The sequence below is a fragment of the Pseudomonas sp. Pseusp88 genome (assembly GCF_047303955.1).
In the GTDB taxonomy this organism is placed as follows: domain Bacteria; phylum Pseudomonadota; class Gammaproteobacteria; order Pseudomonadales; family Pseudomonadaceae; genus Aquipseudomonas.
The window spans coordinates 56,349-81,982 of the sequence record NZ_JBGLYM010000017.1 but is presented as its reverse complement, the minus strand read 5'-3'; the positions used below and the strand labels follow the sequence as shown (position 1 = coordinate 81,982).

At 60.4% G+C, this 25,634-nt stretch carries 22 protein-coding genes; 11 read left to right on the top strand and 11 right to left on the bottom strand.

The window, feature by feature from the left end:
• The first annotated feature begins 11 nt into the window (after positions 1 to 11).
• Positions 12 to 2,588, top strand: coding sequence for a DNA ligase D (ligD, locus tag ACCD02_RS20280; protein ID WP_413305629.1), 2,577 nt, complete (start codon positions 12 to 14; stop codon positions 2,586 to 2,588).
• A gap of 392 nt (positions 2,589 to 2,980) precedes the next feature.
• Here the strand turns inward: ligD and ACCD02_RS20275 are convergent, their stop codons facing one another.
• A complete protein-coding gene (locus ACCD02_RS20275) occupies positions 2,981 to 4,063 on the bottom strand; it encodes a GlxA family transcriptional regulator (RefSeq protein ID WP_413305627.1) in 1,083 nt (360 codons plus the stop codon).
• 98 nt (positions 4,064 to 4,161) lie between these two features.
• Between ACCD02_RS20275 and ACCD02_RS20270 the strand changes: the two genes are divergently transcribed.
• The 8 genes from ACCD02_RS20270 (at position 4,162) to ACCD02_RS20235 (ending at position 10,981) form a co-directional block, all read left to right on the top strand.
• Positions 4,162 to 5,031, top strand: a complete 870-nt coding sequence (locus ACCD02_RS20270; protein ID WP_413305624.1) for a substrate-binding periplasmic protein — start codon at positions 4,162 to 4,164, stop codon at positions 5,029 to 5,031.
• A 138-nt stretch (positions 5,032 to 5,169) separates the two neighbouring features.
• On the top strand, positions 5,170 to 5,958 hold the full coding sequence (locus tag ACCD02_RS20265) for an amino acid ABC transporter ATP-binding protein (RefSeq protein ID WP_413305621.1): 789 nt from the start codon (positions 5,170 to 5,172) through the stop codon (positions 5,956 to 5,958).
• Positions 5,958 to 6,614 carry an amino acid ABC transporter permease gene (locus ACCD02_RS20260; protein ID WP_413305618.1) on the top strand — a complete coding sequence of 219 codons (657 nt, stop codon included), beginning with the start codon at positions 5,958 to 5,960 and terminating at the stop codon, positions 6,612 to 6,614. Before ACCD02_RS20265 ends, ACCD02_RS20260 begins: the two co-directional genes overlap by 1 nt.
• Positions 6,611 to 7,300 (top strand): amino acid ABC transporter permease, encoded by a 690-nt coding sequence (locus ACCD02_RS20255; RefSeq protein ID WP_413305616.1) that lies wholly within the window; start codon positions 6,611 to 6,613, stop codon positions 7,298 to 7,300. Before ACCD02_RS20260 ends, ACCD02_RS20255 begins: the two co-directional genes overlap by 4 nt.
• A complete protein-coding gene (locus tag ACCD02_RS20250; protein ID WP_413305613.1) occupies positions 7,297 to 8,724 on the top strand; it encodes an amidase in 1,428 nt (475 codons plus the stop codon). The genes ACCD02_RS20255 and ACCD02_RS20250 overlap by 4 nt, the downstream gene beginning before the upstream one ends.
• Positions 8,724 to 9,956, top strand: a complete 1,233-nt coding sequence (locus ACCD02_RS20245; RefSeq protein ID WP_413305610.1) for a D-amino acid dehydrogenase — start codon at positions 8,724 to 8,726, stop codon at positions 9,954 to 9,956. Before ACCD02_RS20250 ends, ACCD02_RS20245 begins: the two co-directional genes overlap by 1 nt.
• Positions 9,957 to 9,961: 5 nt before the next feature.
• On the top strand, positions 9,962 to 10,318 hold the full coding sequence (locus tag ACCD02_RS20240; RefSeq protein WP_413305608.1) for a RidA family protein: 357 nt from the start codon (positions 9,962 to 9,964) through the stop codon (positions 10,316 to 10,318).
• Positions 10,319 to 10,639: 321 nt separating this feature from the next.
• Positions 10,640 to 10,981: a carboxymuconolactone decarboxylase family protein gene (locus tag ACCD02_RS20235; RefSeq protein WP_413305605.1), complete on the top strand. Its 342-nt coding sequence runs from the start codon at positions 10,640 to 10,642 to the stop codon at positions 10,979 to 10,981.
• Positions 10,982 to 10,999: 18 nt separating this feature from the next.
• Here ACCD02_RS20235 and ACCD02_RS20230 read toward each other — a convergent pair whose 3' ends face one another.
• The 3 genes from ACCD02_RS20230 to ACCD02_RS20220 form a co-directional block, all read right to left on the bottom strand.
• Positions 11,000 to 11,665, bottom strand: a complete 666-nt coding sequence (locus ACCD02_RS20230; protein WP_413305603.1) for an NAD(P)H-binding protein — start codon at positions 11,663 to 11,665, stop codon at positions 11,000 to 11,002.
• Between the two features lie 141 nt (positions 11,666 to 11,806).
• Complete coding sequence (locus ACCD02_RS20225) at positions 11,807 to 12,670, bottom strand: oxidoreductase (protein WP_413305601.1); 864 nt, start codon at positions 12,668 to 12,670, stop codon at positions 11,807 to 11,809.
• A gap of 79 nt (positions 12,671 to 12,749) precedes the next feature.
• Entirely contained in the window at positions 12,750 to 13,322 is a 573-nt protein-coding gene (locus tag ACCD02_RS20220) for a TetR/AcrR family transcriptional regulator (protein ID WP_413305598.1), read from the bottom strand.
• 211 nt (positions 13,323 to 13,533) lie between these two features.
• Here ACCD02_RS20220 and ACCD02_RS20215 point away from each other — a divergent pair, with 211 nt between their 5' ends.
• Positions 13,534 to 14,925, top strand: a complete 1,392-nt coding sequence (locus tag ACCD02_RS20215) for an MFS transporter (protein ID WP_413305596.1) — start codon at positions 13,534 to 13,536, stop codon at positions 14,923 to 14,925.
• 14 nt (positions 14,926 to 14,939) lie between these two features.
• Here ACCD02_RS20215 and ACCD02_RS20210 read toward each other — a convergent pair whose 3' ends face one another.
• Positions 14,940 to 15,473, bottom strand: a complete 534-nt coding sequence (locus ACCD02_RS20210) for a phospholipase D family protein (RefSeq protein ID WP_413305594.1) — start codon at positions 15,471 to 15,473, stop codon at positions 14,940 to 14,942.
• 480 nt (positions 15,474 to 15,953) lie between these two features.
• The gene (locus tag ACCD02_RS20205) at positions 15,954 to 16,292 is read right to left on the bottom strand and encodes a hypothetical protein (protein ID WP_413305591.1); all 339 of its coding nucleotides are present in this window, start codon (positions 16,290 to 16,292) and stop codon (positions 15,954 to 15,956) included.
• Positions 16,293 to 16,328: 36 nt separating this feature from the next.
• Here ACCD02_RS20205 and ACCD02_RS20200 point away from each other — a divergent pair, with 36 nt between their 5' ends.
• A complete protein-coding gene (locus ACCD02_RS20200) occupies positions 16,329 to 19,802 on the top strand; it encodes a deaminase domain-containing protein (RefSeq protein WP_413305588.1) in 3,474 nt (1,157 codons plus the stop codon).
• A 39-nt stretch (positions 19,803 to 19,841) separates the two neighbouring features.
• Here the strand turns inward: ACCD02_RS20200 and ACCD02_RS20195 are convergent, their stop codons facing one another.
• The 5 genes from ACCD02_RS20195 to ACCD02_RS20175 form a co-directional block, all read right to left on the bottom strand.
• Entirely contained in the window at positions 19,842 to 20,921 is a 1,080-nt protein-coding gene (locus ACCD02_RS20195; RefSeq protein ID WP_413305585.1) for a nucleoside hydrolase, read from the bottom strand.
• Between the two features lie 175 nt (positions 20,922 to 21,096).
• Positions 21,097 to 22,407, bottom strand: coding sequence for an MFS transporter (locus tag ACCD02_RS20190; RefSeq protein ID WP_413305583.1), 1,311 nt, complete (start codon positions 22,405 to 22,407; stop codon positions 21,097 to 21,099).
• 283 nt (positions 22,408 to 22,690) lie between these two features.
• A complete protein-coding gene (locus tag ACCD02_RS20185; RefSeq protein ID WP_413305580.1) occupies positions 22,691 to 23,329 on the bottom strand; it encodes an N-carbamoylsarcosine amidohydrolase in 639 nt (212 codons plus the stop codon).
• A 144-nt stretch (positions 23,330 to 23,473) separates the two neighbouring features.
• Positions 23,474 to 24,292, bottom strand: coding sequence for an alpha/beta fold hydrolase (locus tag ACCD02_RS20180; protein ID WP_413305577.1), 819 nt, complete (start codon positions 24,290 to 24,292; stop codon positions 23,474 to 23,476).
• Complete coding sequence (locus tag ACCD02_RS20175) at positions 24,289 to 25,437, bottom strand: FAD-dependent monooxygenase (RefSeq protein WP_413305574.1); 1,149 nt, start codon at positions 25,435 to 25,437, stop codon at positions 24,289 to 24,291. The genes ACCD02_RS20180 and ACCD02_RS20175 overlap by 4 nt, the downstream gene beginning before the upstream one ends.
• Positions 25,438 to 25,634: the final 197 nt, after the last annotated feature.

The following is a 25,634-nucleotide window of genomic DNA, read 5'->3' as shown; positions in this document are numbered from 1 at the left end:
GGCAACTGATCATGGCCGGTACTGACAGTGAGTACACCCGTAAACGCAATTTCACCCTCACCTCCGAGCCGCCGGAAGCCCCGGCCAAGGGCGCGGGCAAGAACAAGTCGCTGAGCTTCGTGATTCAAAAGCACGATGCCAGCCATCTGCACTACGACTTCCGCCTTGAGCTGGACGGCACTCTGAAGAGTTGGGCGGTGCCCAAAGGCCCGAGCCTGGACCCCACCAATAAGCGCCTGGCCGTGCATGTGGAAGATCATCCACTGGGTTACGCCGGTTTCGAGGGTAGCATCCCCAAGGGCCAGTACGGTGGTGGCGACGTGATTGTCTGGGATCGTGGTATCTGGCAGCCCCACGGCGACCCTCGGCAAACCTACAAGGCCGGCAAGCTCAAATTCACCCTGATCGGCGAAAAGCTCAGCGGCGAGTGGGCATTGGTGCGCACTCATCTCAAAGGCAGCGGCGACAAGGAGCAGTGGCTGCTGATCAAAGAGAAAGACGAAGTGGCCCGACCCGGGGACGAATACGACATCCTCGTCGAGCAACCGCAAAGCGTGATCAGTGGCGCGCTGGTCGGAGAAGGCAAGGGCAAACCGAAAAACGCCAAAGTCTCCAAACCCAAACCCAAACCCAAGCCCAAGGCTGCTGCGCCGACAAAGAAGAAAGCCAGCGCCGTGCCGGAAACCCTTGCACCGCAACTGGCCACGCTGATGGACGAACCCGCCGGGGATGACTGGCTCTATGAAATAAAATTCGACGGCTATCGGCTGCTGACCCGTATCAAAGGCAAGGAAGTGCGGGTGTTCAGTCGCAACGGCAATGACTGGACCGACCGCCTGCCCATGCAAGTCAAGGCGCTGGCGGCCATGGGCCTGGAGGACACCTGGCTCGATGGCGAGATGGTCCTGCTCAATGACGACGGCCTGCCGGATTTCCAGGGGCTGCAAAATGCCCTGGATATCGGCCGCAGCAAGGACATTGTCTACTACCTGTTCGACCTGCCGTTTCTCAGCGGTCAGGACCTGCGCGAAACCCCGCTGGAACAGCGCCGCGATGCCCTGAAGAAGTTACTCGATCACCAACGCAGCCGCTTGTTGCGCTTCTCCGATACCTTCCGCGCCGGGCATCAGGACATCGTCGAGAGCGCCAGCGCCATGGGGCTGGAGGGGGTGATCGGCAAGCGCCCGGGCAGCGTCTACCAGTCCCGGCGCAGCCCGGACTGGATCAAGCTCAAATGCCGTCTGCGTCAGGAGTTCGTGATCATCGGCTACACCCAGCCCCAAGGCAGCCGCAGTGGTTTTGGTGCGCTATTGCTGGCGGTAAATGACGATGACGCGCAAGACGAACTGGTGTATGCCGGGCGGGTCGGTACCGGCTTCAGCGAAACCACCCTCAAGCAGCTGTTCGAGCAGATGCAACCGTTGCAGCGCGATTCTTCGCCCTTGTCCAGCAAACTCACTGCGGCCCAGAGCAAGGGCGTGCACTGGATCGAGCCCAAGTTGATCTGCGAGGCGGAGTTCGCCCAGTGGACCCAGGACAATATTATTCGCCACGCGGTGTTTATCGGCCTGCGCAGCGACAAACCGGTCAACCAGGTGAGCCACGAACGGCCATCCCGCGCCAAGCCCAAAGTCAAAGTGGCTGCAGCCAACCCGACCAACGCCAAGACCGCCCCCGCCGCCAGGCCTGTGGCCAAGGGCAAGGTCAGGGTGGCGGGCGTCGATATCAGCCATCCCGACCGGGTGATCGATAAGGAAAGCGGCGTGCAGAAGGTTGAGCTGGCGCAGTTCTATGAAGCCATTGCCGACTGGATCCTGCCGTTTCTCGATCAGCGCCCGGTGGCACTGCTGCGTTGCCCGGAAGGGGTTGGCGGGGAGCAGTTTTTCCAGAAGCATTCCGAGCGCCTGGCGATCCCCCATATCAAGCAACTGGATCCGGGCCTGGATCCCGGACATGCCCGGCTGATGGAGGTTGACAGCGTGCAGGCCCTGGTCGGTGCGGCGCAGATGGGCACCATCGAGTTGCACACCTGGGGCGCTACCCATGACAAGATCGAAACTCCGGATCAGATGGTCCTCGACCTGGACCCCGATCCCGACCTGCCATGGCGCAGCATGATCGAAGCTACGCAGATGGTGCTGGCGGTGCTGGATGAACTGGGCCTGCAATCCTTTCTCAAGACCAGTGGCGGCAAAGGCATGCACATTATCGTGCCCCTGGCCCGGCAGGCCGACTGGGACACCGTGAAGGGCTTCGCCAAGGCCATCGCCGAATTCATGACCCGCCAGTTACCGGAGCGCTTCACCGCCACATCAGGGCCGAAAAACCGCATCGGCAAGATCTTCATCGACTACCTGCGCAATACCCGTGGTGCCAGTACCGTGGTCGCTTATTCCGCACGTGCGCGTCCTGGGTTACCGGTGTCGGTGCCGATCAGTCGGGACGAACTGCCCGGGTTACGCTCGGCGGGGCAGTGGCATGTGGGCAATCTGCAGGAGCGTTTGCGGGGGCTCAAGGGCGATCCGTGGGCGGGATATCAGAACCGTCAGCGCTTGACCAAGAAGTTGTTGGCCAAATTGGGCTCATGAAATCAGGTGAACTGCAGTAAACAGATAGTGTGCGAGAGAATAATGTGGGAGCGAATTCATTCGCGAAAGCGGCATTCCAGGCGACGAATATCGATTGGATGTACCGGCCTCTTCGCGAATGAATTCGCTCTGTCTGCGTCAGGTGCTGCGGCCAGCGATTTACCTGACCGATTCAGGCTGCTGCACCGCCATCTGTTCTGATGAGGCGTAGATGTTGTGGGAGCGGATTTATCCGCGAAGAAGTGTGCACAATCACGACATTTTTCGCGGATGAATCCGCTCCCACATAATTCGCGATACCTCATACGCAACACTTAATGCAGACAGAGTCAATGAATTCGCCCCCGCAACGGGTTGCTGTAGGCTCGTCTTCTCCCTGCTTCAGGTGTGGTTTACAAAAGATCCGCCAACTCATCCTTCTCCAACGCCCGGCGCAACTTGCCGGGCGACAAGCCAAAGGCGCTCTGGAACTGGCGAATGAAATGCGGCGCGTCGGCAAAGCCGCATTCGAAGGCGATTTCGCCGATCTGCCGGTCCGAACTTACCAGCAGCCAGCGGCCGAACCGCAGGCGCACCTGGCGGTAGAACTGCGCCGGGGTATTGCGGGTTTCCACCACGAAGATCCGTTCCAGCTGGCGCTTGCTGGTGCCGACCAATTGCGCAATGGCCTCGATCTCCAGAGGCTCGGCCATGTGCTTCTCCATGAGCATCACCGCCTCGTGCAGGCGGCGGTTGGATGAACTGGCGTAGCCCAGGGCTTTGCGCCGGTCGACGAAGCTGCTGGAGGTGTTCTTGGCCACGGTCATCTGGTGTACCACCTTGCCCGCCCGGTCTGGTCCGCAGTGCAGGCCGATCAGGTGAATCGCCAGTTCCAGCACGGAAATGCCCCCGGCGCAGGTGATGCGATCCTTGTCGATCAGAAAGTCGCTGTTGGTGACGAAACGCAGGTTGGGGAAACGCTGTTTCCAGTCATCGCCATGATAGGCATGCACGCAAGCCGTGCGTCCTTCCATCAATCCATTTCGGGCTAATACGAAGCTGCCGGTGCACAGGCCGATCAGCGGCACTTTGGCCGCGACCGCCTGATGCAAAAAGGCGATATAGCTTTTGGGTACCTGATCCAGCGTATCCATCAGGCCGCCAATCACCGCGATGTAATCGAAACGCTCCGGCTGGGTCAGGTCACTGTCCACCGGCACGTCCAGGCCGCTGCTGGACGGCACGCGTTGGCCCGGTGTGCCCAGCACCTTCCACTGGCAGCGGATCGGCCGGCTCTGATCACCAATATCGGCGGCATGGCGCAGGGCGTCGGTCAGGCCGGACAACGACAGCAGGGGAAAGCGCGGCCACAGCAGGATACCGATGGACAGTTCGCTGCCGCCCTTGCGCTGGCCGCTGCCGCCAGGGCGGTCCTGATCCAGCTGGGCGACGAGCTTTTCCGGTGCGCCTTGCGGATGTCGCAAATGTTCAATCATTCGTGCAAACCGTCCAACCGTTAATGCCAGCGATCCTACTACGATGGGGCCACTGCCAAACGTCCTGTTGTCCATAAGAAATGATCGAGGAGCGGTTCATGAAAAAGTCCCCTGTACTAGGTTTCAGTGGTTTATGCGCCGGTTTACTGGTGTCTGTGCTGGCGTCGCTCCCCGCTTTTGCGGTGGAAACCGTGGAACCGGGCAGCCTGACCATTGCCTTTAGTGGCGATATGCCGGGTACCGGTTATCAAGATAGCAAGATGGTTGGCTATGATGGCGAGATCCTTCAACAAATTTCCGAAAAACTGGGGCTCAAAGTCAAACCGGCGTTGATGGAATGGTCCGGAACCATCGCTTCGGTGCAGGCCAGGCGCGTCGATGTCATGGCCGGCACCATGGGCTGGACCGAGCAGCGCTCGAAAATCATGGCCCTGAGCGATCCGATCCACTACTTCAAGAATGGGATCACCCAGACTGACAAGACCGACTGGCACAGCCTCAAGGACCTGGAAGGCAAGAAGGTCGGGACCATCACCGGTTTCTCCTTTATCCCCGAAATGCGCAAGATCCAGGGCTTGACGGTTTCCCTCTACGACACCTCGGACGCCGCCGTACGTGACCTGCTGTCTGGACGTATAGACGCGGTGATCGGCGATCCACCGGTCATGCAGTATGCCATCTCCCGCAACGAACAATGGCACCTGCGCTTCAACGCCTTTACCGATAACAACCCGGATTTCCCGCTGCTGACGGGCCTCGGTCAGGTGGTGTTCGGCTTCAACAAGGCCAACCCGGCCCTGGTGGCAGCGGTCAACGAACAGATCCAGGCCATGTGGAAAGCCTGCGAGATGCGCAAGATCGGCGCCCGCTACGGCCTGACCCAGGACGTCTGGTATGTGCCAGACGGCAAGGATCTGCGCCTTGGCGTTGATCGTCCTGCGGACTGGACGTTGCCGGGCTGTAAGTAAGCCATTGAATCGGTGAGGTTCCTCTGTAGGAGCTGCCGAAGGCTGCGAATGGTTTTCCTGACATACCGCTTTCGCAGCCTTCGGCAGCTCCTACGGGGTTATCGATGAATTCGAATTTATAAAAAGAGGTGAGCCAAGATGTCGATCCCGCCCGAACCGTCCTTGCTGCGCGTGCACGAACTGCACAAGAACTATGGCGACCTGGAGGTCCTCAAGGGTATCAGTCTGGACTTGAAACCCGGCGAAACCCTGTCCCTGATCGGCCCCAGCGGATCAGGCAAGTCCACTTGCCTGCGGTGCATCAACTATCTGGAAAAGCCCACGGCCGGGGAAATCTGGCTCGGTGAAGAGTTGATCGGCCAGGTCAGGAACGGCCAGCGCAGTCGCCTGTTGAGCGATCGCGAAATGGCTCCGCAGCGTCGCGAAATCGCCATGGTCTTCCAGCTGTTCTATCTGTGGCCGCACCTGAACGTGCGGGACAACGTCGCCCTTGGCCCGATCAAGGCCCAGGGCATGCCGCGCAAGCAGGCGTATGAACTGGCCGAAGCGATGCTGGAAAAGGTCCATTTGCGGCACAAGGCCGATGCTTTTCCCGAGCAACTGTCCGGCGGTCAGCAACAGCGTGTGGCGATTGCCAGGGCGCTGGCGCAACAACCGAAAGTTATCCTGTTCGACGAGCCGACCTCGGCCCTCGATCCGGAGCTGGTTGGTGAAGTGCTGGCGGTGATTCGCGAGCTGGCCGAGGAGGGCCGCAGCATGATCATGGTTACCCACGAGGTGCGCTTTGCCCGTGACGTGGCCGACCGGGTGATCTTTATGGACGGTGGTCATATCGTCGAACAGGGCCCTTCGGTGCAGGTCATTGATCATCCCCAGCATGAACGCACCCGCAGCTTTCTCGGGCGCGTGGCCCTGGAGAGTGCTTGATGGCCAACCTGCAAATCTTTCTCGGCCTGTTGCCGTTGCTGCTCAAGGGCGCGCTGACGGCACTGGAAATTGCCTTGTGTACGCTGGTTCTGGCCAGTGTCGGCGGCTTGCTGCTGGCCATCAGCATGACGTTCAGCCGCTCGCGCATCGTCCACGGCCTGATCGCCTGCTTTATCGAATGGATGCGCAACGTCCCGGCCCTGGCCCATCTGTTTCTCATCTATTTTGGCCTGTCGTACCTGGGCATCAATCTGCCGGCCTGGCTGGCGGCGATTGTCGGGCTGAGCCTGGTGGGCAGTGCGGTGCTGGCCGATATCTTTCGCGCCGGGCTGCAAGCCCTGCATGTCGGCCAGCATGAGGCCGGGCTGGCGGTGGGGCTTGGTCACGGGCAGATCCTGCGTTACGTGCTGCTGCCCCAGGCCCTGCGCGCGGCGTTGCCGGCGTTTGCCAATTACGTCACGCAACTGATCAAGGACACCTCCATCGCCTCGGCCATTGCCGTACCGGAGATCATGTTCCTGGCCCGGAATCTGGTGACCTCGACCTTCCAGACCTCGCTGATCTATCTGGCGGTGATGTGTATCTACGCCGCTATGATCGTGCCCATCGGTTTGGCTTTCATCCGCCTTGAACGTCACTGGGGGGCGCCGCGATGATCAGTTTCTTCATGCAGTACCCGGAGTACTGGAGCGACTGGAGCGCACGGCTGTGGCAGGGCGCGCAAGTCAGCGCCGAACTGTCCCTGACCGGTTTCGTCCTGGCGGCGCTGCTCGGTTCGTTGTTGGCCTGGGCGATGAAAAGCTCCAGTGCCTTGCTCAAGCGCTGCGCGGTGTTCTTCATTCAGGCCATGCGCGCCGTGCCGCTGCTGGCCTTGCTGCTGGCGCTGTACTTCGCCTTGCCGAGCCTGGGCCTGACCCTGTCCGGCTACTGGGCCGGTGCCCTGGGTCTGGGCCTGCAAGGGGCGGCCTATATCGCGGAGATCCTGCGCGGCGGCCTGGATGCCTTGCACCGTGGCCAGCGCGAAGCGGCCATTGCCACCGGGCTGACACCCTTGCAGGCGTTCACTGCGGTGATTCTGCCCCAGGCCATTCGCGGCATGCTGCCGCCGTTGCTCAATGCCTATGTGTCGATCCTCAAGGACAGTTCCCTGTGCGCCCTGATCGCCACCGATGAGCTGATGCTGGCGGCCAAGGCCATCGCCTCGGAAAGCTTTCTGCCGATGCACATCTTCCTGTTGGTCGGGCTGTTCTATTTCGTTATCGCGTTCCCTCTGTCCTTGCTGTCCCGCGCTTTGGAAAAGCGCTTCTCACGGGGCCGCAAAACCCTTCGAGGTCACTCATGAGCCACCTGGATCACATCACCTCCTATAGCATCGGCCAGTTGCAACAGGCCCTGGCCAGCGGCGCCCTGAACAGTGAGGCGCTGGTGCGGGCACAACTGGCGCGTATCGAGCGTTTCGACAGCCAGCTCAATGCCTATGTCGAGACCTATGCCACACGCGCCCTGGCTGCCGCAATCGCCGCCGACCGCCAGCGCGCCGCCGGGATCAGCCTGGGGCCGCTGCACGGGGTGCCGGTGGCGATCAAGGATCTGTTCGAAATCGACGGCCAGGCCATTACCGGTGGCTCCCTGGCCGAGGCACCGCGTATTTCCAGCCTGACCGCCACCGCCGTGCGGCGTCTGGAACAGGCCGGAGCAATTGTGCTTGGTAAGACCCACACCGTGGAATTCGCCTTTGGCGGCTGGGGCACCAATGCGGTGATGGGCACGCCGTGGAACCCTTGGGACCGCAATGTCCATCGCGCGCCGGGGGGCTCCAGCAGCGGCTCGGCGGTGGCGGTGGCCAGCGGCCTGGCCAGCGCCGCGCTGGGCACCGATACCGGGGGCTCGGTGCGGATTCCGGCGGGCATGTGCGGTCTGGTCGGCCTGAAGACGACTCGCGGCCTGATCAGCCGCCATGGCCTGATTGAACTGTGCCCGTCACTGGATACCGTAGGGCCGATCACCCATACCGTTGAAGACGCCGCCTGGATGCTCGATGCTCTGGCGGGGCCGGACCCGCTGGATGCGGTATCAGCCCGGGCACCGGTGGTCAGTGCCAGTGCCGGGCTGAACAGACCGGTGGCCGGGCTGCGCCTGTGGGTGCTGCCCGAGGCCGAACGCGCACAGATCGCCCCTGGTGTACTGGTGGCCTACGATAAAGGCCTCAAGCAGTTGGCGGCGTTGGGTATGCAACTGGTCGAGCAGCCCCTGCCGTCGTCTCTGGACTACTGTATGGGCGTGGCGGGCGGGCTGATGAGTGCCGAGGGCTATGCCAACCTGGGCGGCCTGTTCGAGCGTGAGGGCCTGCGCTTCGACCCCCATGTGCAGCGGCGGGTACTGAGCGGCAAGGCCATCGACGCCGCCGCTTATATCAAGCTGCACAACCAGCGCCGCGCCGCTCGTCAGGCCATGGAAGATGCCATGCTCAATATCGACGCCTGTGTGTTCCCGACCAACGCCATCGGCAGCGTGCCTTTGGCGCAGGTGGATGAATACGGTACGCCCCTGGCCTTGCTCGGGCGCTTCGCCAATCTGTTGAACCTGTGCTCGGTGGCGCTGCCCATTGGTTTCGATGAACAGCACATGCCAGTGTCGATGCAGATCGTCGGTCGCGCCTTTGCCGAGCCGCTGATCCTGCGCATCGGCCATGCCTATCAACAGGTCAGCGACTGGCATCGGCAACGGCCTGCGGGTTGGGACCTGGCGGATAAGGATGTGGCGTAATGGATATTTGTGTGGTGGGTGCGGGCATCGTCGGGCTGAGCAGCGCCTGGTTCCTGCACAAGGCCGGGCACCGGGTCACGGTGATCGATCAGGCGGCGGGGCCGGGCATGGGCGCCAGTGCGGGCAATGGTGCGCAGTTGAGTTACAGCTATGTGCAGCCATTGGCCGATCCGTCCTTGCTGCCAGGCATTCCGGGGCTGTTGCTGGACCGGAGCGGACCGCTGAAATTCGCCCCGCAGTGGAGTGTCGAGCAATGGCGCTGGTGCATGGAATTTCTCGCCGCCTGTCGCACCTCGACCTCCCGCGAGACCACGGTGGAGCTGCTGCAACTGGCGCAAGAAAGCCGTCGGGCCGTCGATGCCTTCATGGCCGAGCAGCAAGTCAATTGCGACTTTGCCCGCACCGGAAAACTGGTGCTGTATCCAGACGCCGAAGGCTTGCACAAGGCTGGTGAACAGGTGAAATTCCAGGCCGCCCATGGTGCCCGGCAACAGGTCCTGAGTCCGGCCGAGACCCTGGCCGTTGAACCGGCCCTGGCAGGCTATGCCGGTCAATTCCATGGCGCGATTCATACCCCCGGCGAGTGTTCGGTGGACAGCCGCAAGCTGTGTCAGGAGCTGGCGCGTTTATTGGCAGAGCAGGGCGTGACGCTGTGTTTCGACACCAAGGTGCAGGCCATCGTCCGCGACAATCGACGGGTTCGGGCCTTGGCGGTGGAGCACGTCAGCGAAGGGCCGCGCCGCATCGAAGCCGATGTCTTTGTGCTGGCGGCAGGCGCCCTTAGTACGCGGCTGCTGGCTCAGGTCGGCACGCGCATCCCGGTTTACCCTCTCAAGGGCTACAGCATTACCCTGCCGATCGATGACAATGTGACGGCGCCTGTCGTCAGTGTCACCGATATGCGCCGCAAAACCGTGTTCGCCCGCATTGGTTCGCGCCTGCGGGTGGCGGGCATGGTCGAGCTGACCGGCCTCGATGCCTCGATCCCGCCCGCGCGTATCGAGCAATTGCGGGCTTCCACTCGGGCGCTGTTCGGTGCAGGCTGGCGCGTCGAAGATTGCCAACCCTGGACCGGCTGGCGCCCGGCGACCCCGACCGGTCGCCCGGTATTGGAGGTCAGCGGTTGTGACAATCTCTACATCAACAGCGGCCAGGGCGCCCTGGGGCTGACCCTGGCCTTTGGCAGCGCGCAGCGCCTGGTGCGGCTGATCGACCCTCATTTCAAGGAGTAGCACCCATGTCCAAGATTCAACGTCTGCAAAGCAATGCCCGTATGTCCGGCGCCGTGATTCACGCTGGCGTGGTGTACCTGGCGGGCCAGGTGCCGAACGACCTGAGCCTGCCGGTCAAGGAGCAGACCCGGCAGGTACTGGCCAAGATCGATGCCCTGCTGGCCGAGGCGGGCAGCAACAAGGGGCAACTGCTCAGCGCGCAGATCTGGCTCAAGGACATCGACCGAGACTTCGCCTCAATGAACGAAATCTGGGACGCCTGGCTCCCCGAAGGCGGCGCCCCGGCCCGCGCCACTGTACAGGCCGACCTGGCCAAGCCGGAGGTGTTGGTGGAAATCATGGTGGTGGCGGCGCTGGGCTGATTGCCTGAGACTGAGGTGGGTGAGACTCAGTAGGCGCGAACAGAGGACGTGAATTCTGTGGGAGCGAATTCATTCGCGAATAGGGCGGTACAGTCGGCACATCTCTGTCGCCTGAAATACCGCTTTCGCGAATGAATTCGCTCCCACAAAAACAACCGTCAGTTCCTGATGAAGCCGTGTCGACTAGAGTGAATAAGCCGCCGGCGATCTGCATTTGCGAGTTTCGGACAAGAAGTTGAGCGTATTGCGAAAGTTCGACAAGCGCCGTCGACGGACACTGTGTGTGTTGTCGATGCAGTCTAACTTTCTGGAGATACCCTCATGTTCAGCAACTGGTCCGATCTGGTTCTTACCATCAAAAAATCCTTTGGCGCACTCGCCAAGTCGAATCCGAAAATGGTTGCCGCCTATGGCGCACTCAGCGAAGCCGCTGCGGAAAACAATGTGCTGGATGCCAAGACCCGGGAGTTGATCTCCCTGGCCGTGGCTATCACTACCCGCTGCGACGGTTGTATCGGTGCCCATTCCGAGGCTGCGATCAAGGCTGGTGCCACCCGTGAAGAAGTAGCGGCTGCCCTGGCCACGGCGATTTCCCTGAATGCCGGTGCCGCCTATATCTACTCCCTGCATGCGCTTGAAGCCTACGACGCGCTGAAAAAGTGATGTTCTGCCACAGGGATATCAATGGGCGGCAGCGTTGATATCCCTGGCATACATCACCTGCTGCGGTGCGCCGCGTCGCACCACATTGAGCATGGCCTGGCCGATCACCCCTGTGCTCAGTACGGTGTTCGGCAGCAGCCAATGCAACAGCGAGAACAAAGGTCCAAAGACACTGATGATCAGACGGTACATCGGCGTCTTGGACTTTTGCCCGTGCAGCGGCTTGATTGCGCCGGGACGGAACAGGTACACCGCCTTGAAAGGCAGGCGCAGCAGGGCATTTTCCGCCTTGCCCTTGACCCGCGCCCACATGCTGCGACCCTGTTCGCTGCTGTCGGTGCCCGCGCCCGAGATAAACACGAAAGTCATCTGCGGATTGAGCCGTGACAGGGTCTGTGCCGCTGCCACGGTGATGTCGTATGTCACGCGGCTATAAGCGCTCTCGCTCATGCCCAGAGAACTGACCCCCAGGCAAAAGAAGCAGGCATCGATACCGCGCAGGCGTTCTTCAAGAGTGCTGTAGTCGTATAGATCCGCCTGCACGACGTCCTCGAGTTTGAGGTGCGACTGACCGACGGGGGTGCGACCGACCGTTATGACCCGCTCCACATCCGCCGCTTTCAGGCATTCATGCAAGACACCCTGGCCAACCATGCCGGTGGCGCCGAATAACAGGATTTTCATGGGAATGTTCCAATAACTGTCTGAATTGATGAAGTCCTGTGGGACCGGCTTTAGCCGGGAAAGGGGCGGAACATCCGCTGCATCTTTTCGATCACTAATGCGCCTTCCCGGCCAAAGCCGGTCCAACAGCCCACAGTTTTGTTATGCCGCCGGCAACTCGGGCACCAGTGCCGTGGCGCTGATATCCGTGAAGGTGGTCACTGCTTTCCAGCGCTCGGCCGCAGTGGTACGTGCTTCTTCTACCGGCGTCAGGTACTGCAAGGCATCACTGCCCAGCAGCAGGCGCAGCGGCGGTTGTGCGTGATCGGCGATCTTCAGGACGACCTGGGCCACGCGATCCGGATCGCTGTTTTCCTGACCCGCGATACTGCGTAACACCTCCTGTAAGGCACCGACGCTTGGCTGATAGTCGGCCATGACCGGCTCATCATGGCCACGGGCACGCACCGCCCAATTGGTGCGCATGCCGCCCGGCTCCAGGGTGGTGACCTGCACGCCCAGTGGCTTGAGTTCGGCTGCCAGTACATCGGAGAAGCCGCCCACGGCGAATTTCGCCGATTGATAAGCACTCAAGCCCGGCATGCCCATGCGCCCGCCCACCGAGGAAATCTGAATGATGTGCCCGGCGCGCTGCTGGCGCATGACCGGAACGGCCGCGCGGCTGAGATTGACCACACCGAAGAAGTTGGTCTCGAATTCCAGGCGGAAGGCGGCTTCGTCGGTCTGCTCGAAGGCCTGCATATGCCCGTAACCGGCGTTATTGACCAGTACATCCAGGCGGCCGAAAGCATCGACGGCCGCCTTTACCGCAGCCTTGGCGGCCTGCGGGTCGGTGACGTCCAGCTCGAAGGTGCGAATCTGCTCGCCATAGCGCTGCACCAGATCATCCAGACGTTGCGGATCCCGGGCCGTGGCCAGCAAACGGTCACCGCCGCTGAGTACCGCTTCGGCAATATTACGGCCCAGGCCACTGGCACTGCCGCTGATCAACCAGACTTTGGACATGAAGGTATCTCCTGTTGAATTGCAGTATATGAGTAAGTAATCACTCATTTATTGGGTAAATAAAAAGCGGGTGAAACGGTCAGTCCCTGGCAATTGCATTCCAGTACGCGACGAAACCGGCTTCGCGGTAGCGCTCGGCCTGTTCCGGTGCAAGGCTCATAAAGTCCATGGTGGTCTCGGCCAGGCTGCGCATGATGGCTGCGGTGAAATCCACCGGCTGGTCGCGCAGCACGCCGCAGTCGACGCTCATTTGCAAGGCCTGGCCCAGCTCCCTGAAACCTTCCTGCCCGGCTTCACGGCTCTGCGCTGTAAGGCGATCGGACATCATCAGCAGGGCCATGACCTTGCGTTTCTGTGGCTGGGCCACGCCCCAATCGACGTAGATACACCAGGTGTGATGCAGGCGCGCCTTGATGCTCTGATCCCTGGGGAAACCCGGCAGCATGATGTCGCGCAGCTCACGCTTGAGTTCCAGATACAACTGGTTGAGCAACTCGTCCTTGGTCTCGAAGTAGTTGAACAGCGTGCCCTCGGCCACGCCCGCGCCCTTGGCGATCTTCGCCGTCGGCGCACCCAGGCCCAGCTCGGCAAAGATATGCAGGGCGGAATCGAGGATGGCGTTGCGTTTGTCTTCGCTTTTCGGACGAGCCATGGGAAGGGTAGGACTTTTAATAAGTGAGTAGGCGCTCATTTATACGCCCGCCGATAAATAACTGCAAACTTAATCTGTCGCTGCGAGGTTTGCCCGCGAAGAGGCCGGTACACTCAATACATCTGCCCGAGCCTGGCAGATCGCTTTCGCGGGCAAGCCTCGCTCCAACGGAATAGAATCCCCGGGCATATCGGTATCGGAGCCCTCTGCAATGCCCATTTCCCGCTCGACCGCCATCGCCTCTCTGGTGGCCGTGACCTTCTTCATGGAAAACCTCGACGCCACGGTGATCGCCACGGCTTTGCCGGAAATGGCTCGGACTTTTGGCGTGGCGGCGGTCGATCTGAATATCGGCATGAGTGCCTATATGCTGGCCATCGCCATCTTCATTCCCATCAGCGGCTGGCTGGCCGATCGCTTTGGTTCGCGGCTGATCTTCGGCTCGGCCATCGTGCTGTTCACCCTGTCGTCGCTGTTGTGCGGATTGAGTACGGGGCTGGAAAGTTTTGTCGCCGCCCGGATATTGCAAGGCATCAGTGGCGCGATGATGGTGCCGGTAGGGCGGCTGGCGGTGCTGCGCGGTACCGAAAAGAAAGACCTGGTGCGGGCCATTTCGGTGATCACCTGGCCCGGTCTGGTGGCGCCGATTCTCGGCCCGCCGCTGGGTGGCTTTATTGTCACTCACAGCAGCTGGCCGTGGATTTTCTACCTCAATCTGCCGTTGGGCGTGCTGGCCCTGATCGCCACATTGATGCTGATCCCCAAACATAACGAAACTACGAGGCGCAGCTTCGACCTGTTGGGCTTCGTCCTCACCAGCAGCGCGGGAGGGGCTTTTCTCTATGGCGTCGAAATGCTCGGCCAGCGTCAGCACAGTCCGTGGACCGGCGTGGCCGTGACTGTCCTGGGCCTGTTGCTGGCGGCCATCGCCTGGCGGCATATGCGTCGTCGTGCGCAGCCGCTGCTCAATCTCGATGTGGTGGCGGTGCAGACGTTCCGGGTCAGTCTGGTCGGTGGTTCGCTGTTTCGCATTGCCATCAGCACCTTGCCGTTCCTGTTGCCGCTGATGTTTCAGCTGGGCTTCGGGCTGTCGGCGTTCGATGCGGGGCTGCTGGTGCTGGCGGTATTTGCCGGCAATCTGGCAATGAAACCCTTCACCACCGCGATCATGCAACGCTGGGGCTTTCGTCCGGTGCTGCTGGTCAATGGCGTGCTCGGGGTGTTGGCGATTGCCGCCTGTGCCTGGATCGACGAAGCCATGGGCTGGCCGCTGATCCTGTTCATCCTGTTTGTCGGCGGGCTGTCGCGCTCGATGCAGTTCACCGCCTACAACACCCTGGGTTTTGCCGATATCAGCAAGCCGCGGATGAGCGATGCCTCAACCCTGTTCAGCATGTTCTTCCAGCTCAGCATGGGCCTGGGCGTGGCCATCGGCGCGTTGTTGCTGCGCGGTGCCATGCTCGTTCATGGCAACAGCGGTGCAGTGGCCACCGCTGATTTCCAACTGGTGTTTCTCGGCGTGTCGCTGATCGCCGTGCTGGCGATGCTGGATAACCTGCGCTTGCCCAAAGATGCAGCGCAGGCCGTGCTACAGCGTGATTGACAGGCGCCGCCGGATCAGTAGGCCGGCGCCAGGGTCTCGCCTTCGCTCCACAGTTTTTCGAAGTCCTGGGTGTAGCTGGCGGCCAGGTCGGGCACGCCGCGCAGCAGCAGGGCGTTCTCGGCGTTCTTGGTGGCGGCGGCCTGGGTGTAGTTGAAGGAACCGGTCTCGACATCCTTGCCGTCGATGACCATGAACTTGTTATGCATGATCGCGTACTTGCCGTTCAGGCGTACCGGTACGTTCTTGTTGGCAACAAAAGTAGTGGCGGAGTATTTGCCGCTATTGCCGCGCTTGTCGGCGACCAGGCGCACATCCACGCCACGCCCCTTGGCTTCAACCAGCGCAGTTGCAATAGGCTTGCTGGTAAAGGAATAAGCAGCCATGACAATGCTGTGCTGAGCGTGGGAAATGGCATCAATCACCACGTCCTGGGCCGACTGTGCGCCGATTTTTGGCGAGAAACCGACCACCGCATCCGGGGCGGCGAACGCGGCAGGAATCAGGGAAAGCGACAGGGCAGCGGTGAACAGGACAGCAGAAAGGCGCATGGGGCAATCTCATGGTCGGGTGACGGAAAGGCATGGATCGATGCGCATGTAATATTTGCTTACATCCGCGTCGCCGCGCAGGGTAGCACTTTCCATCCCTGTATCAAGCGCGCCAGAGCCTCCTGAACTGCAGAAAAGGCTTACTTGCCGCGTCGCCTTTGCTGATTGATCAAGGCCCTTTGTTTCGATTCCGTTTTTCCAGTGTCAGCCACTTTTTTGCTCACTCGGACTACTGGAATATTGAACATGGCCAATGACCTCTCTGCGGATTCTTCGCACATTTTCGAACCCCTGCCAGCTATCGCTGCACTGACGGACTCCGTGCCTGATATGGCGAGCTGGAGCAGCATCGACAGCGCCGAATCGCTGTTCCAGACCCTGGGCCTTGATAACCTTGCACTCGCGTTGAGCCAGAGCGCCCATGACAGGTGGATTGCTTTGATGCAGACACAGCCATTCCAGCGCTTTTGCCAACCCCTGTTAAAGCGCATGGGCTGGTACAGCGATGAGCAGGCTTCTCCGCGGATCAGCCAGGCCTTGCTTGGCCGGGCAATCATCGAACGGTTTTGCATCGGCGCGCCGAGCGACGGCTTTCTTGAGCAATTGTTCGGGGGCAGGGATATCACTCAATACAACCATGTCAGGTTGCTCGAGGAAGTCGCTGACCACCTCGCCAGGCGCAACGCCGGGGCGAGTGCGCCGACCCTGGAAATGCTCAAGTATCTGCTGCTGCGGGAGTTGGCCCCGGAGCTGCTGATCCAGAAGGTTGCCGATCACTTCTGCTATGGCCGCTCGTTGCAGAGTGTGGCGCTGATCCATAGTGCGGGATTTGTGCAGGCGCTGGCACCGGGGGTAGTGGAGCGCCTGAGCGACGACGATCTGCTCGCCACAGGGCAGTTTCTCGCCCAGTCGGATGATCCTGTGGTGCAGAAAGCGTGGAGCACGGCCGCGATCATCCCGGCCCTGCGCTACGCCGCGGCGCACCGGGTCATCGTCGTCGATCAGGGCATCGCCAGGGCGAGCCCGACCCAGACAGGTCAGGCGCTGGAGTACCTGAAGACGCAACAGGATGCCCACGCCGAGGAAATGCAGCGCCTGCTTACTGTCAAGCCACCGGATCGCAAACAGCTCGCTCACACACTGCTGCGCAACGCCCAAGTGCCTGCGCTGCTATGGAAGCAAGGCGTGAAAATCGATCATTGGCCCGTGCTGCAAGGGCATGGCTTGAGCGTTGCGGCGTCCTACGAATGGGATCGCTGGATCTCTGGGCTGGCGGGCAAGCGTGAAGCCTCGGTGGAAGAACTGGTGATGATGGGCGAGGTGTACAGCGCGGGTGAACCGGCCGTACCGAAACGCTATGAGCAGGCGTTCTCTGCTTTCAAGGAGTCCCTGATCGCGGTGAAGGCCAAGGTCATCGAGCGCCTGCTGGCAGAGATGCCCGATGCCGATCAGGCGTTGCTTGCCCACCATACCTGTGAGGTCAGCCGGGTCATTTTCGATGGCGAACAAGCCCTTCACGGGCTGTTCATCAGGTGCCAGCCAGGTGATCGTCGCGTCGACTTTCATGACCACGCGCATCCTGTCGAAGTTTTTTTTGAAATTATCCCTGCCGCCGGCGTCGCGCGACGTATCGCCAATCGATTCGAATATCGTGTGGAGGACAGTGAGTCAACGGGCATCCTCAGTCCCATTCAGGCAATACATCATCATAACGAACACGCATTGCATGTGGCCCAGGCTGAGATGACTCCCCTTGTGGCGCTGGACAGTGATGCCTACCTGCATGGCACGGTTTCCCGCTCGGCGACGTCTCCACGTCATCCGCTTGAGGGCACACTGAAAGCAGCGCCGGACCTGGTTTTTGTCGAGGACGGCAACCTTCAGGGCATGCGTCAGCGCCTGGCCAGGGCCGCTGCCGAACATCTGCTGGCGCCGACGCTTGATCAGTTGCAGAGCCAGACCCGTCATCAAACCGACTGGGAGCAGCTGTGGGCCCATGAGCAGCAGGCCGCCGATCAGTTTGCCCGCCTGTTCGTACCCTTCTATGGCTGCATTGCCGATCTGCGCAAGGGCGATCACTCGGCAGGGGTGATCTTCAATTGCGCCCTGGACGCGCTGGTGACCCTGGTACCCATGGGCCAGTTTCTGCGTTCCACGGCGATTCTGTTGTTGCGGGCAGGAGAGTTGAGCGTGTTGTCGGCTGCCCGCTCGCTGGGCACAGTGCTCGGCCGCTTGGGTATTGATATTGCCCGACAGACCACGGCCCTTGGTTTCGTCGACCTGCTCAAGCCTGGGGTGCGCCTGTCGCGGTCGCTTTGGGAGAGTCTGTTCGTGGCGGTGCCGGCGCTCCGTCAGGCCATCGGGCGTCCTGAATTGCTGTTCGACGGTCTGGCGGTGGGCAACGGTCTTCGCGCAACCGTGGATGGGCTGCCCGACATCGCTGTGCGCAACATTGGCAGCGCCGAAGCCGCCGATTACCGTGCGCTGGACCCTTACACCGATCAGGCTTACGGCAAGCGCCTGGCGCTGATTGCGCAAAGGTCTGGCGTGGAATTGTCATCGGCTGATGGCATCACCCCTGGCCATTACCCGCCTGTAATACCGGCGCGACTGACGGAGGAGGGCTGTCATGAGATGTGGATCGGCCGAGGCTGCCAGACTCGCGTGATCGAGCGGCGCGAGGGCGTGTTCGACGTTCTGGTGGATAACCGGGTTTACCGTCTTGATAACAGGGAAGAGCCTGTGGCGTTGCGTAGGCTGGATGTGGCGCCTTTGTCGGTGAGCGAATCCGGGCTTGAGGAGGCTGAAGTCCTCTGTCGTGCGAAGCGGGATCTTGAAGAAGTGGCCTGCGCAAGCGGGATCAAACTGGTCAGTAAGGTTGCGCAACTGCTCGATAGCGTGCGTGATCATCTGGGCACCAATATCAGCTGGGCGTTCGAGGGGCGCGAGTATCGTCTGTTCAGGCTGGAGCCGTTGGGAAATGCCGCACAGGCAATCGACGTATTGATCAGTGAAGGCAAGGTCTGCAAATGGGTACCGCCCGTTCGCCGATTGCCGGGGACTCTGGCTGCCCTGACCGCAGAAGAGCGTGAGATGTTTCTGTTGCCCGATACGGTGGTGTATCACGATACCTTCGGGGGGCGGCTGTCCATGCAATTGCGCCTGGGGTTTCGGCCCGACTTTCAGTTTGACGAGGCGGTCGTCAATCATGAAGTCCCCGTTATCGAACTGCCCGGTATCGCCACTGGCATTGCTGATGCTCGCACGTTAAGGGGGATCAGGCTGAACGTCGATTCTCATGATGTGATAGTCGTCGAGCCGGATACCGGAGTGTTCTATTGGGCGATGGAGCCACAGACCTCAGACGATACGGGACTGAAATTTTATCGATTGAAATTGGAAAGCGACACCGATCGGGGGCTGATCAACGAGTATCTGACAGTGCGCGACCAATACCGCATCGTTCGCAATCAGCCCGAAGCTATCCAATACCGCGAAAATCTTGCACGGTTGCTTTTCGAAATACTGACTCCTGAAGATAGAGTGGTGATGCCCTTTCTCCAGTTATACGGGCTTGATACATATGAGCAGTATGTCCAGTGGTGTAAATTCGAGGGTAAGGATAATGAGCTTCTTAGCTATGCCTCGCGGATCCTCACCGGCGAAATGGCCCAGAAAAACTTTGTCGGCATGACCAGAACGTTCATTGGTGATTTCAAACAGCTTGTCGAGCGATCGCCTGATGAACAGCAAGCGATCGTTGATGTACTTAACAATCTGCTACCTGTGCAGAACCCGAAAAAGCCTTGGGTGGAATTGAACCTGCAGAATATTGCAGTTGAAACGACACAGGAGCTGATCAGAAAGCAGACCGGAGGCAGTAACCTGGCTTTTATCTCTGTCACCACGCAAAGTGGTGACAAAGCGGTGTATTACGCATTGGCCGCGGGAAAAAAAGCAAAGCGCCTGAAGCTGCAGGCGGAGGCTGATTCCCCTGAAACATTAATCGACGGCGTTGCGTATCGCGATGCCCGCGCAATTACTCGCGATAGAGGTCCTGATCCGGATTTTGTCAGCTTGCCGGTGACGCGAAGTGCCGATTCGCTGGTCGTTGATGATTTTCCGCGTCACCTGGACGCCGAGCGCCTGCTGGCAACCGTTGTTCGAGCCGATATGGAGGGTAGACCGTTGCGCAGTATCAAGGTTTTTACCTTCCTGGATACCTGTCCATCCTGCGGCGGCTTTGTCCTGCCAAGACTGAAGCTGGATTTTCCGGGTGTGCCTTTTTCGGTCACCTACATGTCCGAATACCTGCCACGCAGGGCCTGATTCATGTGCCCCGGCTTTTTTGCCGGGGCACTTTTACCTTCAGGGTTTCTTCACGGGCGCAGGCAAGGTCACCAGTGACACATACTCATCCCAGAACTGCTTCTGATTGATGGCGAACACGACTTTGGCCTTCTGTGTTCCGACCGGCGCCCCTTTCTTGTAGCCCATGGAGCGGCCGTAGTCCGGGCCGAAATGGGCGTCGACATCGACCCACATATCCTTCGATTCGGTAACCAGTTCCGGGTGGACCAGGAATAGCGCGGGCAGGCTGTCCCAGGTGAAGCTGTGGTAGTTCGGGTCCTTGGCGAAGGTGGGGCCGAACACGCTTTTGTACAGGTCCGGGATCACGCCTTTGTTGGCGACGATGCGCTGATACACGGAAGCGTCGAAGTTCACCTTCTCGCATACATCGTTAGGGAAGATCACGTGCTCGATGGGCTGGCGCAGGACGATATGGGCCGCTTCCGGGTCGAACCACCAGTTGAATTCCGCAGCAGGTGTCGTGTTGCCGGGAATCTCGATGGCACCGCCCATGTACACGATCCGCTTGATCAACGGCACAATCTCCGGCGCGGTGCGGATCGCCAGGGCCAGGTTGGTCAGGGGGCCGACCGCCAGCAGGGTGACTTCGTGGGGGTTGCGCTTGACACTGTCGATGATGAATTGCGCAGCGGATTCACTACGCAGTTTGGTGTGGGTGGCCATGCCGTCCGGTGGCGCGACCAATTGGCTGGCGGACGTCGGTCGCGGGTTTTTGAAGGCTCCCGGCCAGCCCGAGCCAAACAGGGCCTTTTCCTGTTCATAGGTGGCGTAGTCATGCAACAACGGATAGGCGGCCCCGGAGTAGACGCCCACTTCCTTTTCCAGCCCCATGCGCTCCACGGCCTTGAGGGCGTCGACCTGTTCCTGATCGACCCAGGCATTGCCGCTGACCAGGGTCATGCCCAATAGCTCGATGCGTTTTTGCGCGTGCAACTGGGCCAGCATGATAAAGGCCTGTCCATCGTCGTTGAGCACGTTGAAATCGGTGTCGAAGATGACCTTTTCTGTCGCCTGTGCTGCGCTGGCGGCCAGCCCGACGGCAATGGCCAGGGCACAGCTTTTCAGAAAACCCTGCATGTTCTTTTCCTTTTTATAAATGCGATATACGGCTGACACGGCAAATTCTGTGGGAGCGAATTCATTCGCGAAGACGCCGTAACAGGCGATACGTCTTCATCGTATGAAATAGCGCTTTCGCGAATGAATTCGCTCCCACAGAACAGCGGTCATTCAGATGCCGATGATTCTTTAATCAGCGGTTAACCAACTTGGCAGGCAGTGCCACCACCAACAGGCTGCTGAGAATCAGGCACCCGGCAAAGAACCATAGCGCACCGGCACTGCTGCCGGTGACGTCGATGGCGATGCCCATCATCGAGTTGCTGACCAGCCCGGCGATATTCGCCAGCGAACAGGCGAGGGCGAAGCCGGTGGCGGCGGCGGTGCCCTTGAGGAAGGTCGCTGGCAGGCTGAAGAACACCGGTACCGCACCAATGATTGCCGCCGAAGCGATGGCGAACAGGGCCACGGTCGCCGCGACGTTATGGGTGAAGAAAGTGCTGGTCGCCATGGCCACGGAACCGATCAGGAACGGCACGATGATGTGCCAGCGGCGTTCACGATGACGGTCCGAGCTGGCGCCGATGAACAGCATGCCGAGCAGCGCGGCGATGCTGGGCAGGGCCGTCAGTACACCGATATGGAACGGGTCGACCACGCCGGCGTTGCGGATGAACGTCGGCATCCAGAAACCCATGGCGTAGGCGCTGAGCAGGATCGAAAAGTCTATGCCGCCCAGCATCCATACCTTGAGGTTGAAGAAACCGTCCTTGAAGCTGGTTTTGCTGTCCTTGCCATCGGCGTCGTCCAGGCGCAGTTCGCCTTCGAGCAGGACTTTCTCTTCACTGCTTAGCCATTTGGCCTGGGCCGGGCCGTTGGGCAGGGCCCAGAATGTACCGATCCCCAGCAGTACGCTGGGCACTGCCTCGACCAAAAACAGCCATTGCCAGCCGCGCAGACCGGCAGCCTGGTCGAAGTGGCCCATGATCCAGCCCGACAATGGCCCGCCGATCACGCTCGACAGCGGCAAGCCGATCATGAACAGGGCGATGATCCGGCCCCGACGATGGGTCGGGAACCAGGTGGTCAGGTAGAACAGCACACCCGGCAGAAAGCCGGCTTCAGCGGCACCGAGCAGGAAACGCAGGACATAGAACTGGGTCGGTGTAGTCACCAGCATGGTGCAGGCCGAAAGCAGACCCCAGGTGATCATGATCCGCGCGATCCAGATCTTCGCCCCTACTTTTTCCAGCACCAGATTGCTCGGCACTTCGAACAGGATATACCCCACGAAAAACAGCCCGGCGCCCAGGCCGAACGCGGTTTCGCTGAATTGCAGCTGGGAGAGCATTTGCAGCTTGGCGAAACCGATATTGATCCGGTCCAGATAAGCCGCCAGATAACAGAAGCACAGGAACGGAATCAGCTTCCAGGTGATCTTGTGGTACATCGCTTTGATCGGGTCCGTAACCGAAGTCACGGCAGAGCTGTTCGCAGAGGGCATGGTGGTCTCCTGGCGGTGATCTGTAGTCACTCGGCCTTTATGGTTTTTGTCTAGCCACGCATCAGGTGCTTTGGCAGCACCGGGATGGCGACTTCCAAAGGCAGTGTCAGAAGACTGCGAAGCAGCTGTTCAGCCCGCTTCGGCAGTGGTGACAGTGCTCTAGATGGCCTGGTTCCGGGTGTTGCAAAAAGCTGATTTTCGTAGGAGCTGCCGAAGGCTGCGAATGGATCTGTCTGACACATCGCTTTCGCAGCCTTCGGCAGCTCCTACAAAATCCGTTGTGTCATTGCAGCGCGAGAAACTGCGCCATCGCCTCGCTCTTGCTGACGACATCGCCATATTTACTGTCGATATCGAACAGGTTCGCCTCATGGGGAGCCGAGTGACGGTCGCCGACGCATTCGCGCACGACGATAGTCCGGAACCCGTGCTGCACGGCATCCACGGCGGTGGCACGAATGCAGCCGCTGGTGGAACAACCGGCCAGTACCACGGTGTCAATGCCCTGGGCGTGCAGCATCGACGCCAGGCTGGTGCCGAAAAACGAACTGGCGTATTGCTTGCTGATCACTACTTCATTGTCCTGCGGCAGCACCTCTACACAGAACGCCGCCAGTGGATTGCCTTCGACCATATCCGTCATGACCGGGGCTTTCTTCACCCAGATACCACCGTCGGCAAAGTGGCCGGGGTGATAACGAATATTGGTATGCACCACCACAATGCCGTGTTGCCGGGCACAGGCGAGCAATTCAACACTTTCCTTGACCGCGCTGACTACCCCCGGTGCATATAAAGGTGCGCCGGTGGTGGTATAGCCCTGCATGAAATCGATCATCAGCAGCGCCGGTTTCTTGCCGAAACCGATGCGCTGGCCCCACACGCCCTGGTAATTGGCGTCCGCGCTTTGCTCTTGGCTCATGGCGTGCTCCTGTATGTATTGTTGGAGTGAGTGGGCGGAGATCCGATTTGCCCGCGAAGGCGTTGTACCTGTTTCGAGAAACAGCTCGGATGTACCGACGTATTCGCGGGCAAGCCTCGCTCCAACGGGGTTCGTGTTCGGTTATCAATTAACGGGTTGTCCCAGGAAATCGCCAAAGGCAGTAAAGAAGCCTTCCAGGTTATCCCAGGGAATCATGTGCCCGGCGTCTGCCACATGGGCGATCTCGATCGCCGGTTGCAGCCCGGCAATTTCCGCCTCGTCTTCAGGCAGGATGACGCCGCCACGCTCGGCCACCATCAACAGGGCGGGTACTGGCAGGTGTGGCAGATCCTGATGGAAATCCACCTCATGGAAGTCATTGAAGGCACGGACGATGGCCGGTTCATAGCAGGTGTGCAGCCATTCGGCGCGCAGCTGCAATTGCTCTTCGGTCCAAGTGGCACAGAAGGCACGCATGGCCTCGGCATTCATGCCCTGTTGGGCCTGGCGAATCGAATCCACGTACCAGGGCAGCTTGCTCGGGTACTCGCGGCGACCGGGGCCGGAGACCGGCGGATCGATCAACACCAGGCGTTGCAGGCCACGGGGCTGGCGCACCGCGCTGCGCACGGCAAAGCGCGCGCCCATGGAGTGGCCGACCAGATGGTAGTGCTCGATGCCCATGGCCTTGACGAAGGCGCTGATATCGTCGGCGCAGCTATCGACGCTGTAATCCAGCTCGGGCCCGGTGGACGACAGGCCGCGCCCACGGGCGTCCAGCACATAGGTGTCGAAATGCTGGCCCAGGCGTTCGGCGACGAAGCCCCAGGTAATCGCCGGGCTGGTGATGCCGGGAATGAGGATCAGCGCCGGTTGCCCGGCATGGCGCGAGCCGCCGTAGCGCAGGTAGTGCTGACGGATGCCGTTGGCCTGGACGTTGCCGCCATGGATGAATGTGCTCACGCGGCCACCCCGGATTTCAGTTCCTGACCGTAGAGGTCATAGCCATAGACCCAGGCCGGATCTTCCTGGGTGCGCAGCCAGGTGTTGGCGTTGGAAACCGCCTGGACTCGCGATGCACGTTCCTTGCGGTTGGCTTCGTAGAGGGCGAAGGCGGTGCGGTAGTCGCCCAGGCCGGTTTCCTGCAGGCAGCGGGTGAGCATGGCCGCGTCTTCGATGGCCATGCCTGCGCCCTGGGCCATGTGGGGTTTCATCGGGTGGCAGGCATCGCCCAGCAGGACCAGGCGGCCGCGGCTCCACAACGGCAGCGGGTTGCGATTGAGCAGCGGCCATTTGGTCACGCTGTCGGTGGATTCGATCAGGGCCTGGACGGTGGGGTGATAACCGGCGAACGCCTCGTACATTTCATCCTGGCTGCTGTCCACCCAGTTGCCCTGGAAGTCCCAGGCCGCATGGGGCACGCCGGTCACGTAGTAGTACTCATCGCGCTTGCCGGTGGTGTGATAGACCATCATGTGACGGTCTTCGCTCCACCATTTCACGCAGTTCTCGAAGTCCAGGTTGTACTTGCGCAGCACGTCGCTGGAAATCAGTGCGCGATGGGCGACCCAGCCGCTGTACAGCGGCTTCTCTGCACCCAACAGTTCTTCACGAATCTTCGAATTGATGCCGTCGGCGCCGATGACGATGTCGGCCTGGGCGGTGGTGCCATCGGTAAAGCTCAGGCGCACACCGGTATCGGTCTCTTCGAGGCGGTCCAGGCACTTGCTGAAATGCACGGTGCCGGGGGCGATGGTGGACATTTGCAGGGCATGCAGGTCGCCACGGTGCACGGTGATATAGGCCGCGCCGTATTCCTTGACGGCGAATTCGCCGAGGGCAATGCGTGACAGGTAGTCACCGCTGGCCCCGTCGCGGCTGAACCAGTAGTCCGGGTGTGAGCCCATGCCGCTGAGTGCCTGCTCGATGCCCATGCGACGGAAGATTTTCATGATGTTGGGACCCATGTGAATCCCGGCGCCGATCCGTGAGAACTCCGGTGCCTGCTCGTAAATATCGACCGTGAAACCGGCCTGCTGCAACAAGGTGGCAGCGGCGGCGCCACCCAGGCCGGCGCCGACGATTGCGATTCTTGGTGTGCTGGGCATGGGCATTTCCTTCATCTGTTCGTGTGGCTGTTCATGTTCGGTGGCGAGGTGAGCTCGCTGCGTTTTTAAAGTGTATACGCTGTTTTTTCGAAATTGAAATAGCACGTTTGAAAAATAATAAATCCCCTGTCAATGACCTGTGTCACGCAAGGTAACCTTATTTTATTGGGTTTGTGTTGATGGGTAACGAAGTGGTC

Bases quoted from the DNA above. Each gene is read 5' to 3' on its own strand.
- ACCD02_RS20175 (WP_413305574.1), bottom strand. From the start codon at position 25,437: ATGCCCAGCACACCAAGAATCGCAATCGTCGGCGCCGGCCTGGGTGGC.
- ACCD02_RS20235 (WP_413305605.1), top strand. From the start codon at position 10,640: ATGTTCAGCAACTGGTCCGATCTGGTTCTTACCATCAAAAAATCCTTT.
- ACCD02_RS20230 (WP_413305603.1), bottom strand. From the start codon at position 11,665: ATGAAAATCCTGTTATTCGGCGCCACCGGCATGGTTGGCCAGGGTGTC.
- ACCD02_RS20185 (WP_413305580.1), bottom strand. From the start codon at position 23,329: ATGAGCCAAGAGCAAAGCGCGGACGCCAATTACCAGGGCGTGTGGGGC.
- ACCD02_RS20210 (WP_413305594.1), bottom strand. From the start codon at position 15,473: ATGCGCCTTTCTGCTGTCCTGTTCACCGCTGCCCTGTCGCTTTCCCTG.
- ACCD02_RS20270 (WP_413305624.1), top strand. From the start codon at position 4,162: ATGAAAAAGTCCCCTGTACTAGGTTTCAGTGGTTTATGCGCCGGTTTA.
- ACCD02_RS20260 (WP_413305618.1), top strand. From the start codon at position 5,958: ATGGCCAACCTGCAAATCTTTCTCGGCCTGTTGCCGTTGCTGCTCAAG.
- ACCD02_RS20225 (WP_413305601.1), bottom strand. From the start codon at position 12,670: ATGTCCAAAGTCTGGTTGATCAGCGGCAGTGCCAGTGGCCTGGGCCGT.
- ACCD02_RS20205 (WP_413305591.1), bottom strand. From the start codon at position 16,292: ATGGATCAGCGCCACACTCTGCAACGAGCGGCCATAGCAGAAGTGATC.
- ACCD02_RS20190 (WP_413305583.1), bottom strand. From the start codon at position 22,407: ATGCCCTCTGCGAACAGCTCTGCCGTGACTTCGGTTACGGACCCGATC.
- ACCD02_RS20215 (WP_413305596.1), top strand. From the start codon at position 13,534: ATGCCCATTTCCCGCTCGACCGCCATCGCCTCTCTGGTGGCCGTGACC.
- ACCD02_RS20250 (WP_413305613.1), top strand. From the start codon at position 7,297: ATGAGCCACCTGGATCACATCACCTCCTATAGCATCGGCCAGTTGCAA.
- ACCD02_RS20245 (WP_413305610.1), top strand. From the start codon at position 8,724: ATGGATATTTGTGTGGTGGGTGCGGGCATCGTCGGGCTGAGCAGCGCC.
- ACCD02_RS20195 (WP_413305585.1), bottom strand. From the start codon at position 20,921: ATGCAGGGTTTTCTGAAAAGCTGTGCCCTGGCCATTGCCGTCGGGCTG.
- ACCD02_RS20255 (WP_413305616.1), top strand. From the start codon at position 6,611: ATGATCAGTTTCTTCATGCAGTACCCGGAGTACTGGAGCGACTGGAGC.
- ligD (WP_413305629.1), top strand. From the start codon at position 12: ATGGCCGGTACTGACAGTGAGTACACCCGTAAACGCAATTTCACCCTC.
- ACCD02_RS20265 (WP_413305621.1), top strand. From the start codon at position 5,170: ATGTCGATCCCGCCCGAACCGTCCTTGCTGCGCGTGCACGAACTGCAC.
- ACCD02_RS20220 (WP_413305598.1), bottom strand. From the start codon at position 13,322: ATGGCTCGTCCGAAAAGCGAAGACAAACGCAACGCCATCCTCGATTCC.
- ACCD02_RS20275 (WP_413305627.1), bottom strand. From the start codon at position 4,063: ATGATTGAACATTTGCGACATCCGCAAGGCGCACCGGAAAAGCTCGTC.
- ACCD02_RS20240 (WP_413305608.1), top strand. From the start codon at position 9,962: ATGTCCAAGATTCAACGTCTGCAAAGCAATGCCCGTATGTCCGGCGCC.